We start from the raw sequence: 15470 nt of genomic DNA on the forward strand, positions 1-15470 counted from the left end.
ACTGCCAGCTGGTACTGAAATGGTGATGCCAGGTGACAACGTCTCCATCACTGTTGCGCTGATTGCGCCAATCGCGATGGAAGAAGGTCTGCGTTTCGCGATTCGTGAAGGCGGCCGTACCGTTGGTGCTGGTGTTGTTGCTAAGATCATCGAGTAACATCTAAATGCACAAAGCTGCCTTTTGGCGGCTTTTTGCGTTAAATAGTTTTTAGGCCAGTAGCTCAATTGGCAGAGTATCGGTCTCCAAAACCGAGGGTTGGGGGTTCGAGGCCCTCCTGGCCTGCCATTACATTAAGTGTAAACAAAATATGACCGAAAAGATCAAGCTGGTAATAGCCTGCTGCTGGTTGCGGCTGGGGTTGCCGGCTTTTATTTGTTGGCTGATCAGGCGTTGGTGTTGCGAATTCTGTCCGTATTGGCCGGGATTGTTGCTGCACTACTACTGCTCAAGACTACAGCGACCGGGCAAAATGGTTTCGTGTTTGTACGCGAAGCTGTGCTCGAGACTCGCAAAGTGGTTTGGCCTAGCCGCAAGGAAACCGTGCAAACTACCCTCGCGGTGTTTGGTCTGGTGATCGTGATGGCAGCTTTCCTCTGGGTGGTAGATATTGGCTTCATGTGGGCTGTGAAGCATCTGATGGGGAGGGGTGCTTAAGTGAGTGATATGCGTTGGTATGCAGTGCAGGCTTTTTCTGGTTTTGAGAAGTCTGTAAAAAAAGGTTTGGAAGATCGCATCCTGCGTTCTGACATTGGCGATATGTTTGGTGACATTCTGGTGCCGGTGGAAGAAGTGGTTGAGATGAAGAATGGCGTCAAGAGCATCACTGAACGCAAGCTGTACCCTGGCTATGTGCTGGTGCAGATGCAGATGAGTGATGAAAGTTGGCACTTGGTGAAGAGTACGCCGCGCGTGACTGCCTTTATTGGTGGTACTGCCCTCAAGCCTACTCCGATCAAGGATAAGGAAGTTGACATCATTCTGCAGCGTATGGATGAGAGCAAGAGCAATCCTACGCAGAAGCTTACCTTTGATAAGGGTGAGGCTGTGCGCGTGATTGATGGTCCATTCAAGGATTTCTCTGGCAGTGTCGAGGATATCAATTACGAGAAGAGCAAGCTGCGCGTTTCCGTGGTGATCTTTGGTCGTGCTACCCCTGTTGAGCTTGATTTTAGTCAGGTAGAAAAAGAAGTGTAAAGATTTAAGGCTGCGCCTTGCCTATTGGTAAGGCGCAGCTTTTTGCACTCCGTCGTTCTGGAGTGCGGCAAGCGTGATGTCTGGCATCGCATATCTAAACTGGGGAGCCTTTGTAGAAGGCGATATCACCCAAGAGGAGTTTAAAATGGCAAAGAAAATCATCGGCTATATCAAGCTGCAGATTCCTGCAGGTAAAGCCAATCCAAGTCCCCCTGTTGGTCCAGCACTGGGTCAACGTGGTCTGAACATTATGGAGTTCTGCAAGGCGTTCAATGCAGCAACTCAAAGCCTGGAACCAGGTCTGCCGATTCCGGTTGTGATCACTGCGTTTGCAGACAAGAGCTTCACCTTCGTGATGAAGACTCCTCCTGCCACCATTCTGATCAAGAAGGCAGCCAAAATCGACAAGGGTTCCCCACGTCCTCATACAGACAAGGTTGGCAAGATTACTCGCGCTCAAGCCGAAGAAATCGCCAAGACCAAGGCACCTGATCTTACAGCTGCTGATCTGGACGCTGCAGTACGCACCATCGCTGGTAGCGCACGCAGCATGGGTATTGAAGTGGAGGGTGTGTAAATGGCTAACGTTTCTAAGCGTATCGAGGCCTTGCGTGCCAAGGTTGATCGTAACAAGGTATATCCAGTCGCTGAAGCCCTGACTCTGGTCAAGGAAACTGCAACTGCTAAGTTTGACGAGTCTGTAGATGCGGTCATCAATCTGGGTATTGATGCACGTAAGTCTGACCAGCTGGTACGTGGCGCTCTGGTGCTGCCACACGGTACAGGTAAGACCAAGCGTATCGCCGTGTTCGCACAGGGCGCTGCTGCTGAAGCTGCTAAGGCTGCTGGTGCTGACATCGTTGGTTTTGAAGACCTGGCTGAACAAGTCAAGGGTGGCATGCTGGACTTCGACGTTGCGATTGCAACGCCTGATGCAATGCGTATTGTTGGTACCCTGGGTCAAGTACTGGGTCCACGTGGTCTGATGCCTAACCCTAAGGTTGGTACCGTGACGCCTGACGTCACCACCGCAGTTAAGAACGCCAAGGCTGGTCAAGTTCAATACCGTACCGACAAGGGTGGTATTGTGCATTGCACTATCGGCCGTGCTTCTTTCGGTGTTGATGCACTGAAGGAAAACCTGGCTGCGCTCGTGGATGCGTTGAACAAAGCCAAGCCTGCTTCGTCTAAGGGTGTTTACCTGAAGAAGGTTTCCGTCTCCAGCACCATGGGTGCCGGTGTGCGTGTAGACCAGTCCAACCTGGCTTAATGAATTTGGCGTCTGCCGCAAGGTGGGCGCCGCAAAGAACTTTGGGCCCGTGGCGTTAAGATGGGGTTATCAAAGACCGTAGGAGCTCTAAACCAGCTTAATGGCGGCAAAACTCTAGCCAAGTCCTACGCAGATGGCGTTACCCGGAACAGGATTTATATTCCTGATGAAAGGTCGCCGTGGGAAGGTGTTTGCAGCTTGCTGCAAATGCTTAAATTTACGGAAGGAGAGGACCTTGAGTCTTAATCTTGAACAGAAAAAGGCAGTAGTTGCTGAGGTTAGCGAGCAAGTCGCTCAGGCCCAGGCAATTGTTCTTGCTGAGTATCGTGGCATTGAAGTGGGCGACATGACCAAGTTGCGCGCTGAAGCCAGAAAATCCGGTGTTTACCTGCGTGTTCTGAAGAACACATTGGTACGTCGCGCTGTTGACGGCACCCAGTTCTCTGGTTTGGCAAACGACATGGTAGGCCCGCTGGTATTCGGTATTTCTACCGATCCAGTTGCTGCGGCAAAGGTACTGAACAATTTCGCTAAGGCCAACGACAAGTTCGTCATCAAGGCTGGCGCTTTGCCAGGCAAGGTTCTGGACGCTAAGGGTGTACAAGCCCTGGCTACCCTGCCAAGCCGCGAAGAGTTGCTGGCCAAGTTGCTCGGCACTATGCAAGCGCCTGTTGCACAGTTTGTACGCACACTCAACGAAGTGCCTACAAAGTTTGCACGTGGTCTTGCTGCAGTGCGCGATCAAAAGCAAGCAGCCTAATCAATATCATATTTATCAGGAGTATTAACAAATGGCATTATCCAAAGCAGAAATTCTTGACGCTATTGCGTCCTTGACCGTTCTCGAACTGTCCGAACTGATCAAAGATCTGGAAGAGAAGTTTGGCGTTTCCGCAGCTGCTGCTGCAGTTGCTGTTGCTGCACCTGCTGCTGGCGGCGACGCTGGCGCTGCTGCTGCTGAAAAGACTGAGTTCGACGTTGTTCTGACCTCCGCAGGCGACAACAAGGTTAACGTAATTAAGGCAGTTCGCGAACTGACTTCCCTGGGTCTGAAGGAAGCTAAGGACCTGGTTGACGCTGCTCCTAAGGCAGTTAAGGAAGGCGTTTCCAAGGCTGATGCTGATGCAGCTCTGAAGAAGCTGGAAGAAGCTGGCGCTAAGGCTGAAATCAAGTAATACCGCAGTAAATCAAGTTGTTCGGGCTGGCAGGAAACTGCCAGCCTTCACCATTTTAAGAAGGTAGAAGACAGCAGTTCGCTTGGGCTGCTGTCTTCTGCCCTCTATCCTCAGGAGATGCTATGAGCTATTCCTTTACCGAAAAGAAACGTCTGCGTAAAAGTTTCGCCAAGCGCGAAAGCGTGCAGGAAGTTCCTTACCTGCTTGCCATGCAATTGGAATCCTACGCTGCTTTCCTGCAAGCCGATGCGCGTGCCGACAAGCGTTCTGACGCAGGTCTGCAAGCGGCGTTCAGTTCGGTCTTTCCTATCGTCAGCCATTCTGGCAATGCCCGACTGGATTTCGTCAGTTACAATCTTGGCCAAGAGCCATTTGACGTTAAAGAGTGTCAACAGCGTGGTTTGACCTATGCTGCGCCTCTGCGTGTCAAAGTGCGCCTGACCATTATGGACAAAGAGGCTTCCAAGCCGACGGTCAAGGAAGTGAAGGAGCAGGAAGTCTATATGGGCGAACTGCCGCTCATGACTGAAAACGGTTCTTTCGTTATCAATGGTACCGAGCGTGTTATCGTTTCCCAGCTACACCGCAGCCCAGGCGTGTTCTTCGAGCACGATAGAGGCAAGACCCACAGCTCCGGTAAGCTGCTGTTCTCCGCACGTATTATTCCTTACCGTGGTTCTTGGCTCGATTTCGAGTTTGACCCCAAGGATTACCTGTATTTCCGTGTTGACCGCCGTCGCAAGATGCCTGTCACCATACTGCTCAAGGCATTGGGTTATTCCCCAGAGCAAATTCTGGAAACGTTTTACGATTTCGACACTTTCCACATCGCCAAGAAGGGTGTTCAATTTGAACTGATGCCTGAGCGTCTGCGTGGTGAAGTGGCGAAGTTCGATATTGTCGACAAGGATGGCGCTGTCATCGTTGCCAAGGACAAGCGTATTACGGTCAAACATATCCGTGATATGGAAAAGGCAGGCATCAGCAAGATTACTGTGCCTGAAGAGTTCCTGCTTGGTCGTTCCCTGAGTGTAGGCATTGTGGATAAGTCCACAGGTGAAGTCGTGGCCAACGCCAATGACGAAATCACCGAATCGCTGCTGGAGAAGCTGCGTGACGCCGATATCACCAAGATCAATACTTTGTACGCAAATGATCTGGATCATGGCGACTATATCTCGCAAACATTGCGTATCGATGAAATCCCGGATGAGTACAGTGCACGCGTAGCAATCTACCGCATGATGCGTCCTGGTGAACCGCCAACTGAAGATGCCGTGCAGGCATTGTTCGAAGGCTTGTTCTTCAACCCAGATCGTTATGACCTGTCTGCTGTAGGTCGCATGAAGTTCAACCGCCGTGCCTTCCCCGAGAAGATCGAGGACAGAACCGCTGCTTGGTTGCGTCGCTTCTACGAGAAGGTTGGCCCACAGGGTGCTGAAGGTGCTGGCGTACTGGCCAATGACGACATCCTGGCTGTGATCGCGGTATTGGTTGAGCTGCGCAATGGTCGCGGCGAAATCGACGATATCGATCACCTGGGTAACCGTCGTATCCGTTCCGTAGGTGAACTGGCAGAAAACCAATTCCGTGCTGGTTTGGTACGTGTTGAGCGCGCCGTGAAAGAGCGTTTGAGCCAGGCTGAATCCGACAATCTGATGCCGCATGATCTGATCAATGCCAAGCCTGTATCTAGCGCGATCCGTGAATTCTTCGGTTCTTCGCAGCTGTCACAGTTTATGGATCAGACCAACCCCTTGTCCGAGATCACGCACAAGCGTCGTGTCTCCGCCCTGGGCCCTGGTGGTCTGACTCGCGAACGTGCGGGCTTTGAAGTGCGTGACGTACACTCCACACACTATGGCCGTGTTTGCCCGATTGAAACACCTGAAGGTCCAAACATTGGTCTGATCAACTCTTTGGCGTTGTATTCCCGCACCAATCAGTATGGTTTCCTTGAGACTCCATACCGTCGTGTTGAGAACAACAAGGTAAGTGCCACTATCGATTTCCTTTCCGCAATTGAGGAAAGCCAGTACATGATCGCTCAGGCGAACTCTGAGCTGGACGAAAAGAGCAACTTCAAGGAAGAGCTGATCTCTGCGCGTTACCACAATGAATTCACCATGGCTCAGCCTGACCGTGTTCAATACATGGACGTGGCGCCTGGTCAGATTGTGTCGGTTGCAGCTTCGCTGATTCCGTTCCTTGAGCACGATGATGCGAACCGTGCCTTGATGGGTGCCAACATGCAACGTCAGGCTGTGCCCTGTCTGCGTGCTGAAAAAGCCGTGGTCGGTACTGGTATCGAACGTACTGTAGCGGTTGACTCCGGTACTGTGGTTACCGCACGCCGTGGTGGTATCGTCGATTACGTAGATTCCAGCCGTATCGTGGTGCGTGTGCATGACGAAGAAGCTGCTGCTGGCGAAGTCGGTGTTGATATCTACAACCTGATCAAGTACACACGTTCTAACCAGAACACCAACATCAACCAGCGTCCGCTGGTCAATATCGGTGATGTACTGGCACGCGGCGACGTGATTGCCGATGGTGCTTCCACCGATATGGGTGAGTTGGCACTGGGTCAGAACATGCTGGTCGCGTTTATGCCATGGAACGGCTACAACTTCGAAGATTCGATTTTGATCTCCGAGCGCGTTGTTGCTGATGACCGTTACACCTCCATCCACATTGAAGAACTCTCTGTGGTGGCACGTGACACTAAGCTGGGCGCTGAAGAAATCACCCGCGACATCTCCAATCTGTCCGAGCGTATGCTGGGCCGTCTGGATGATTCCGGCATTATCTACATTGGTGCTGAAGTCGAAGCTGGCGATGTGCTGGTTGGTAAGGTGACACCTAAGGGTGAAACCCAGCTGACACCAGAAGAAAAGCTGCTGCGCGCGATCTTCGGTGAAAAGGCCAGCGACGTGAAGGATACTTCACTGCGCGTACCTTCCGGCATGTCCGGCACCGTGATTGACGTTCAAGTCTTCACACGTGAAGGCATAGACCGTGATGCACGTGCACAGCAGATCATTGACGACCAGCTGGGCAACTACAAGCAAGATCTGGCCGACCAGATGCGTATCGTCGAAGACGATGCCTTTGGCCGTATCCGTCGCTTGATCGAAGGCAAGATTGCTACCGGTGGCCCACAAAAGCTCAAGAAGGGCGAGGCATTGACTGCGGAGTACCTGGAGAGCCTGGCACGTTACGACTGGTTCGACATCCGTCTCAGCGATGAAGAAGTGGCACGTCAACTGGAACAACTGCGTGACAGTTTGTCGCAAGCGCGTATTGAGTTCGACAACAAGTTTGAAGAGAAGAAGCGCAAGCTGACTCAAGGCGATGAATTGCCACCTGGCGTACAGAAGATGGTCAAAGTTTACTTGGCTGTTAAGCGTCGTATCCAGCCTGGTGACAAGATGGCCGGCCGTCACGGTAACAAGGGTGTGGTCTCCAAGATTGTGCCTATCGAAGATATGCCACACATGGCTGACGGTACACCTATGGACATCGTGCTGAACCCGCTGGGCGTCCCTTCACGGATGAACATCGGTCAGATTCTGGAAGTCCACCTGGGTTGGGCTGCCAAGGGTCTGGGTATCCGCATCAACAACATGTTGCAGGCGCAAAGCAAGGCTGCTGAAGTACGCAAGTTCCTTGAACAGATCTACAACGATAGCACTGGCAAGTCTGAAGACATCAAGTCCCTGACTGATGTTGAAGTGTTCGACCTGGCCAAGAACCTGCGTAACGGTGTGCCTTTCGCTACCCCGGTATTTGACGGTGCAGCAGAATCCGACATCAGAGCGATGCTGGACCTGGCCTTCCCGGACGAAGATCCACGTACCCAGCAGCTGCAATTTGCTGCAGGCAAGACGCAGGTGACTTTGTTCGATGGCCGTAGCGGCGAAGCTTTGAGCGTCCTGTGACCGTTGGTTACATGCATGTACTGAAGCTGCACCACTTGGTTGATGACAAGATGCACGCACGTTCCACCGGCCCGTACTCACTGGTCACGCAACAACCGCTGGGTGGTAAGGCCCAGTTCGGTGGTCAGCGCTTCGGTGAAATGGAAGTCTGGGCACTGGAAGCCTATGGTGCATCCTATACCTTGCAAGAAATGCTGACCGTCAAGTCTGATGACGTGACCGGCCGTACCAAGGTATACGAGAACATCGTCAAGGGTGAGCACAAGATAGATGCAGGCATGCCTGAGTCCTTCAACGTGTTGGTGAAGGAAATCCGCTCGCTCGCTATTGATATTGATCTTGACCGCAACTAAGGAGAAACGCGCGTGAAAGCTCTATTAGATTTATTCAAGCAGGTCACTCAGGAAGAAGAGTTTGACGCAATTAAGATTGCGCTGGCATCGCCTGAGAAAATCCGCTCCTGGTCTTACGGTGAGGTCAAGAAGCCCGAGACCATTAACTATCGTACCTTCAAGCCGGAACGTGATGGCTTGTTCTGCGCCAAGATCTTTGGCCCGATCAAGGATTACGAGTGCTTGTGCGGTAAATACAAGCGCCTGAAGCACCGTGGCGTAATTTGTGAAAAGTGCGGCGTTGAAGTCACACTGTCCAAGGTACGCCGTGAGCGCATGGCCCACATTGAGTTGGCCAGCCCGGTTGCTCACATCTGGTTCCTGAAGAGCTTGCCTAGCCGTCTGGGTATGGTGCTGGATATCGCGCTGCGTGATATTGAGCGCGTACTGTACTTCGAAGCCTATATCGTCATCGATCCAGGCATGACACCGCTGACCCGTGGTCAGCTGCTGACAGAAGACGACTACCTGGCCAAGGTGGAAGAATACGGTGATGAATTCAGCGCCGTCATGGGTGCTGAAGCTGTGCGTGAACTGCTGCGCACCATGGATGTACACACCGAAATTGAAAAACTGCGTCGCGATCTGGGTGAAACCGGTAGTGAAGCCAAGATCAAGAAGATCGCCAAGCGCCTGAAGGTACTTGAGGCCTTCCAGAAGTCTGGCATCAAGCCTGAGTGGATGATTCTGGAAGTGCTGCCTGTGCTGCCACCAGAACTGCGCCCATTGGTACCGCTGGATGGCGGTCGCTTTGCGACTTCCGACCTGAACGATCTGTATCGTCGCGTGATCAACCGTAACAACCGCTTGAAGAGATTGCTGGAGCTGAAGGCGCCAGAAATCATCGTGCGTAACGAAAAGCGCATGCTGCAAGAAGCGGTAGATTCCCTGCTGGATAACGGTAGGCGCGGCAAGGTCATGACTGGCGCTAACAAGCGTCCGTTGAAGTCCCTGGCTGACATGATCAAGGGTAAGGGCGGTCGTTTCCGTCAGAACTTGCTGGGTAAGCGTGTTGATTACTCCGGTCGTTCCGTAATTGTGGTTGGTCCACAACTCAAGCTGCATCAGTGCGGTTTGCCCAAGAAGATGGCGTTGGAACTGTTCAAGCCTTTCATCTTCCACAAGCTGGAAGTATTGGGTCTGGCAACCACCATCAAGGCAGCCAAGAAGAAGGTTGAAGAGGAAGGTCCAGAAGTCTGGGATATCCTCGAAGACGTGATTCGTGAGCATCCAGTATTGCTGAACCGTGCGCCTACACTGCACCGTCTGGGTATCCAGGCGTTCGAGCCAACCCTGATTGAAGGTAAGGCGATTCAGTTGCACCCATTGGTCTGCGCCGCGTTTAACGCCGACTTTGACGGTGACCAAATGGCGGTTCACGTACCTTTGAGCCTGGAAGCGCAAATGGAAGCTCGCACTTTGATGCTGGCCTCCAACAACGTGCTGTCTCCAGCCAACGGCGAGCCTATCATTGTGCCTTCTCAGGATATCGTGTTGGGTCTGTACTACATGACCCGCGAAAAGAAGGCCGCACGTGGTGAAGGCATGCGTTTTGCCAACATCTCTGAAGTACAGCGCGTCTATGACAGCGGTCTGATTGACCTGCACGCTCGTGTGACTGTGCGTATTCGTGAATTCGATGTGGATCTGGATGGCCAGAAACACGAGAAAATCACGCGCTACGAAACTACCGTAGGTCGTGCGCTGCTGTCCGAGATTCTGCCTCCAGGCCTGCCATTCAGCGTGATTGACAAAGCACTGAAGAAAAAGGAAATCTCTAGGCTGATCAACGCCAGCTTCCGTCGTGTGGGTATCCGCGAAACCGTGATTTTCGCCGACAAGCTGATGTACACCGGTTACACCTACGCTACCCGCGCTGGTATCTCTATCAGCATCAACGATATGTTGGTGCCACCAGAGAAGGAGCAATTGATTGCTTCTGCCGAAGCCGAAGTCAAGGAAATCGAAGACCAGTATGTTTCCGGTCTGGTGACTCAGGGTGAGCGCTACAACAAGGTGGTGGATATCTGGGGTCGTGCCGGTGACAAGGTTGCCGATGCGATGATGAAGCAACTGCGCGAAGAAACCGTGCTTGACGCTGACGGCAGTGTTGCCAAGGATGCGGATGGCAAGGTCATCAAGCAGGAATCCTTCAACGCCATTTACATGATGGCAGACTCCGGTGCTCGTGGTTCCGCAGCTCAGGTACGTCAGCTGGCAGGTATGCGTGGTCTGATGGCTAAGCCAGATGGCTCCATTATTGAAACACCGATTACCGCGAACTTCCGCGATGGTCTGAACGTGTTGCAGTACTTCATCTCCACCCACGGTGCACGTAAGGGTCTGGCAGATACGGCCTTGAAGACAGCTAACTCCGGTTACCTGACTCGCCGTCTGGTCGATGTGACCCAGGATCTGGTGGTGACCGAGCGTGATTGCGGTACGACAGAAGGTCTGTTCACCAAAGCCCTGGTGAAGGGTGGTGAAGTGGTTGAGCCTTTGCATGATCGTATTCTTGGTCGTGTGGCTGCTCTGGATGTGGTCAATCCTGAAACTCAGGAAGTGGTCTATCCAGCTGGTACGCTGCTGACTGAAGATGAAGTCGAGCATATCGATGCCCTGGGCATTGATGAAGTCAAGGTGCGTACTGCCCTGACTTGCGATACACGCTATGGTATTTGCGCTAAATGTTATGGCCGCGACTTGGGTCGTGGCAGGCTGATCAATATGGGTGAGGCGGTTGGTGTGATTGCAGCGCAATCCATCGGTGAGCCAGGCACCCAGCTGACCATGCGTACCTTCCACATCGGTGGTGCGGTATCGCGTGCAGCATCCGTCAGCCAAGTTGAAAGTAAGTCCAACGGTATCGTGCGCTTCACTTCCACTATGCGTTATGTCACCAATGCCCGTAATGAGCAGGTTGTGATTTCGCGTAACGGTGAAGCCATTATCCAGGACGAAAACGGTCGTGAGCGTGAGCGTCATAAAGTGCCTTATGGCGCGACGCTGCAAATCACCGACGGTAAGCAGGTTAAGGCTGGTCAGGCGTTGGCTACCTGGGATCCGCACACCCGTCCCATCATTACCGAATACGCTGGCCGCGTGAAGTTCGAGAACGTCGAAGAAGGCGTTACCGTGGCCAAGCAGGTTGATGAAGTGACTGGTTTGTCATCACTGGTTGTTATCGATCCTAAGCAGCGTGCTGGTCAGTCCAAGGGTCTGCGCCCACAGGTTAAATTGCTTGATGCCAATGGCGTTGAAGTCAAGGTAGCCGGTGGTGAGGCTCCTGTTAGCGTGACCTTCCAGCTGGGTTGCATCATCACGGTTAAGGATGGTCAGGAAGTGGGCGTGGGTGAAGTATTGGCCCGTATCCCACAAGAGTCTTCCAAGACCCGTGATATTACCGGCGGTCTGCCACGTGTGGCCGAACTGTTCGAAGCGCGTTCACCTAAGGATGCAGGTCTGCTGGCGGAAGTCACAGGCACCATCTCCTTCGGTAAGGATACCAAGGGTAAGCAACGTCTGGTTATTACCGACCTCGACGGCGTATCCAATGAGTTCCTGATTCCTAAGGACAAGCACGTAACGGCGCATGACGGCCAAGTGGTGACGAAGGGTGAAAGCATCGTCGACGGCCCGGCAGATCCGCAGGACATCCTGCGTCTGCAAGGTCGCGAAGCGCTAGCGCGTTACATCATTGATGAAGTACAAGACGTTTACCGTCTGCAAGGTGTGAAGATCAATGACAAGCATATTGAAGTCATCGTGCGTCAAATGCTGCGTCGTGTTCGTATCACCGATGCTGGCGATACCACCTTCATCATGGGTGAGCAGGTTGAGCGTGCAGATGTATTGACCGAGAACGAACGCGTATTGGCAGAAGACAAGCGTCCAGCCAGTTTCGAGTACGTATTGCTGGGTATCACCAAGGCATCGCTGTCTACGGATTCCTTCATCTCGGCAGCGTCGTTCCAGGAAACCACCCGTGTTCTGACCGAAGCCGCAATTCTGGGCAAGCGCGACGAACTGCGTGGTCTGAAGGAAAACGTCATCGTGGGTCGACTGATCCCGGCAGGTACTGGTCTTGCCTATCATGAGACACGCAAACGTAATGCTGATGGTGTAGATTCTGCACCAGCCATCATCCAAGAAGCGGACGAAGTGCAAGTCGAAGAAACCTCTGGAAATCCTGAGGTTGCTTGACAACACATTGAACGCTAAATAAAATGCTGAATTTTCCGGGATGGCCTATCGCCATCCCGTAATTTTTAGCGGTTAAAATATAAAGGCTAAAGGTTATGCCAACCACCAATCAATTAGTGCGCAAGCCGCGCCAAAAAGTAGTATCCAAGAGCAAGGTGCCAGCGCTCGAGAGTTGCCCACAAAAGCGTGGTGTATGCACTCGCGTTTACACAACTACTCCAAAGAAGCCAAACTCCGCTTTGCGTAAGGTTGCCAAAGTGCGCCTGACCAACGGTTACGAAGTGATCAGCTATATCGGCGGTGAAGGCCACAACCTGCAGGAGCACTCTGTTGTGCTGCTGCGCGGTGGTCGTGTTAAGGATTTGCCAGGTGTGCGTTACCACATGGTACGCGGTAGTCTGGATACTGCTGGCGTTAAAGATCGCAAACAGTCCCGCTCCAAGTACGGTGCTAAGCGCCCTAAGGCTGCTTAATCTTAAGCGGCCAATTGTTAAGGAATCGAGAAAGCCATGCCAAGACGTAGAGAAGTTCCCAAGCGTAACATCCTGCCTGATCCAAAGTTCGGTAGTCAGGAAGTTTCAAAGTTCGTTAATGTGCTGATGACCGGTGGTAAGAAGTCGGTTGCTGAGCGTATCCTGTACGGCGCATTTGACCAAATCACCACAAAGAGCGGCAAAGATGCGCTGGAAGTTTTCACCTTGGCAATTGGCAATCTGCGCCCTGTTGTTGAAGTGAAGAGCCGTCGTGTTGGCGGTGCTAACTACCAGGTGCCTGTTGAGGTTCGTCCAGCTCGCCGCAATGCGCTGGCAATGCGCTGGCTGCGTGATGCAGCGCGCAAGCGTGGCGAAAAGTCCATGGGCCTGCGTTTGGCTGCTGAGCTGGTTGAAGCCTCTGAAGGTCGTGGTTCCGCCATGAAGAAGCGTGAAGAAGTTCACCGCATGGCAGAAGCCAACAAGGCCTTCTCGCACTTCCGTTTCTAAGCCATTTAACTAGACAAGCAAGTAAAAGGTAATCGCTGTGGCTCGTAAAACCCCAATTAATCGCTACCGTAACATCGGTATCAGTGCGCACATTGACGCTGGCAAGACCACGACAACTGAGCGTATCCTCTTTTATACCGGCGTCAATCACAAGATCGGCGAAGTGCACGATGGTGCTGCCACCATGGACTGGATGGAGCAGGAGCAAGAGCGCGGCATTACCATTACTTCCGCGGCTACCACTGCCTTCTGGAAGGGTATGGCCGGTAACTATCCTGAGCACCGTATCAACATCATTGATACCCCTGGTCACGTAGACTTCACCATTGAAGTTGAGCGTTCCATGCGTGTTCTGGATGGTGCTTGCATGGTTTACTGTGCTGTGGGTGGTGTTCAGCCCCAATCCGAAACTGTATGGCGTCAAGCTAACAAGTACAAAGTGCCACGTCTGGCCTTCATCAACAAGATGGACCGTACTGGTGCTAACTTCTTCAAGGTTTATGACCAGCTGAAGACACGTCTGAAGGCTAACCCTGTGCCTGTTGTTGTGCCTATTGGTGCTGAAGACACATTCAAGGGTGTGGTTGATCTGTTGAAGATGAAAGCCATCATCTGGGATGAAGCTAGCCAAGGTACTAAGTTTGACTACGCAGATATTCCTGCTGACTTGGCTGACGAATGCGTCAAGTGGCGCGAAAACATGATCGAAGCCGCTGCTGAATCCAACGAAGACTTGATGAACAAGTATCTGGAAACTGGCGAGCTGTCTGAAGAAGAAATCGTTAAGGGTCTGCGTGATCGCACGATCGCTAACGAAATTCAACCTATGCTGTGTGGCACCGCGTTCAAGAACAAGGGTGTGCAGCGTATGTTGGATGCTGTGATCGACTTCCTGCCATCTCCAGTGGATATTCCACCTGTGACTGGTGAGCTGGAAAATGGTGAAAAGGCTGAGCGTAAGGCTGATGATGCTGAGAAATTCTCCGCATTGGCCTTCAAGATCATGACCGATCCATTCGTTGGTCAGCTAATCTTCTTCCGCGTTTACTCTGGTGTGGTTAACTCTGGCGATACTGTCTACAACTCCGTTAAGGAGAAGAAGGAACGTCTGGGCCGTATCCTGCAGATGCACGCTAACCAACGTGAAGAAATCAAGGAAGTGCGCGCTGGCGACATCGCCGCTGCCGTTGGTCTGAAAGAAGCTACCACTGGTGATACCCTGTGCGATCCTGATCACGTGATCATTCTGGAGCGCATGGTATTCCCTGAGCCTGTGATTCACGTGGCTGTTGAGCCTAAGACCAAGGCTGACCAAGAAAAGATGGGTATTGCGCTGAACCGTTTGGCTCAGGAAGATCCTTCCTTCCGTGTGCGTACTGATGAAGAAACCAATCAAACCATTATTTCGGGTATGGGTGAGTTGCACCTGGAAATTCTGGTAGACCGTATGCGTCGTGAATTCAACGTTGAAGCCAATGTTGGTGCGCCTCAGGTTGCTTACCGTGAAGCCATCAAGAAGGCTGTTGAGGTTGAAGGTAAGTTTGTTAAGCAGTCCGGTGGTAAGGGTCAGTTTGGTCACGTGTGGATCAAGATGGAGCCTAACGAAGCTGGTAAGGGCTACGAATTCGTTGATGCGATCAAGGGCGGTACCGTTCCTCGCGAATTCATCCCTGCGGTTGATAAGGGTCTGAAGGAAACTATTCCTGCAGGTATCCTGGCTGGCTTCCCGGTTGTTGACGTTAAGGTAACCCTGTTTGATGGTTCCTACCATGATGTTGACTCGAACGAAAACGCCTTCAAGATGGCTGCTTCGATCGCGTTCAAGGATGGTATGCGCAAGGCGGATCCAATTCTGCTTGAGCCTATGATGGCTGTGGAAGTGGAAACTCCTGAAGACTACATGGGTGATGTGATGGGTGACTTGTCCTCACGTCGCGGCATGATCCAGGGTATGGAAGACAATGCAGGTGGCAAGGTAATCCGTGCTGAAGTGCCTTTGGCTGAAATGTTCGGTTACTCCACTGTTGTACGTTCCTTGTCTCAAGGTCGTGCAAGCTACAGCATGGAATTCAAGCACTACGCAGAAGCCCCAAGAAACGTGGCTGAAGCCATCATCAACAAAAAATAAGCTGTATATAGATTATTAAAGGAAACGGAAATGGCAAAAGGTAAATTTGAGCGGACGAAACCGCACGTTAACGTAGGTACAATTGGCCACGTTGACCATGGTAAGACCACATTGACAGCTGCGATCACCACCGTACTGACCAAGAAGTTTGGTGGCGAAGCGAAAGACTACTCGCAGATTGATAAC

General features: G+C 52.2%; 11 protein-coding genes, 1 tRNA gene and 2 pseudogenes. All 14 read left to right on the forward strand.

From position 1 onward, the window contains the following. On the forward strand, positions 1-157 hold a 157-nt coding region (locus tag JCM2850_RS21210; RefSeq protein WP_500778289.1), incomplete at its 5' end, for an EF-Tu C-terminal domain-related protein. Positions 158-210: 53 nt separating this feature from the next. After that, a tRNA-Trp gene (locus JCM2850_RS15715) sits at positions 211-286 on the forward strand. A gap of 22 nt (positions 287-308) precedes the next feature. Beyond that, positions 309-655, forward strand: a pseudogene (gene secE, locus JCM2850_RS15720) (preprotein translocase subunit SecE). Positions 656-664: 9 nt separating this feature from the next. Beyond that, positions 665-1195: a transcription termination/antitermination protein NusG gene (gene nusG / locus JCM2850_RS15725; protein ID WP_036266491.1), complete on the forward strand. Its 531-nt coding sequence runs from the start codon at positions 665-667 to the stop codon at positions 1193-1195. A 145-nt stretch (positions 1196-1340) separates the two neighbouring features. Beyond that, positions 1341-1772, forward strand: coding sequence for a 50S ribosomal protein L11 (gene rplK / locus JCM2850_RS15730; protein WP_025873087.1), 432 nt, complete (start codon positions 1341-1343; stop codon positions 1770-1772). Further along, positions 1773-2465 carry a 50S ribosomal protein L1 gene (gene rplA / locus JCM2850_RS15735; RefSeq protein ID WP_025873088.1) on the forward strand — a complete coding sequence of 231 codons (693 nt, stop codon included), beginning with the start codon at positions 1773-1775 and terminating at the stop codon, positions 2463-2465. Positions 2466-2700: 235 nt separating this feature from the next. Then, positions 2701-3225: a 50S ribosomal protein L10 gene (gene rplJ / locus JCM2850_RS15745; RefSeq protein WP_025873090.1), complete on the forward strand. Its 525-nt coding sequence runs from the start codon at positions 2701-2703 to the stop codon at positions 3223-3225. A 31-nt stretch (positions 3226-3256) separates the two neighbouring features. Next, on the forward strand, positions 3257-3640 hold the full coding sequence (gene rplL, locus JCM2850_RS15750) for a 50S ribosomal protein L7/L12 (RefSeq protein WP_025873091.1): 384 nt from the start codon (positions 3257-3259) through the stop codon (positions 3638-3640). 122 nt (positions 3641-3762) lie between these two features. Further along, positions 3763-7934: pseudogene (gene rpoB, locus JCM2850_RS20025) on the forward strand (DNA-directed RNA polymerase subunit beta). Positions 7935-7946: 12 nt separating this feature from the next. Continuing rightward, positions 7947-12176, forward strand: a complete 4230-nt coding sequence (rpoC, locus tag JCM2850_RS15760; RefSeq protein ID WP_025873092.1) for a DNA-directed RNA polymerase subunit beta' — start codon at positions 7947-7949, stop codon at positions 12174-12176. 95 nt (positions 12177-12271) lie between these two features. Continuing rightward, positions 12272-12649: a 30S ribosomal protein S12 gene (rpsL, locus tag JCM2850_RS15765; RefSeq protein WP_025873093.1), complete on the forward strand. Its 378-nt coding sequence runs from the start codon at positions 12272-12274 to the stop codon at positions 12647-12649. 36 nt (positions 12650-12685) lie between these two features. Beyond that, on the forward strand, positions 12686-13156 hold the full coding sequence (gene rpsG, locus JCM2850_RS15770; RefSeq protein WP_025873094.1) for a 30S ribosomal protein S7: 471 nt from the start codon (positions 12686-12688) through the stop codon (positions 13154-13156). A gap of 37 nt (positions 13157-13193) precedes the next feature. Continuing rightward, a complete protein-coding gene (gene fusA / locus JCM2850_RS15775) occupies positions 13194-15284 on the forward strand; it encodes an elongation factor G (RefSeq protein WP_025873095.1) in 2091 nt (696 codons plus the stop codon). A 30-nt stretch (positions 15285-15314) separates the two neighbouring features. After that, positions 15315-15470, forward strand: a 156-nt coding sequence (locus tag JCM2850_RS15780) for a GTP-binding protein (protein ID WP_025871667.1), incomplete at its 3' end; no start/stop codon positions are given.

The sequence above is a fragment of the Methylobacillus glycogenes JCM 2850 genome (assembly GCF_000617925.1).
GTDB lineage: Bacteria > Pseudomonadota > Gammaproteobacteria > Burkholderiales > Methylophilaceae > Methylobacillus > Methylobacillus glycogenes.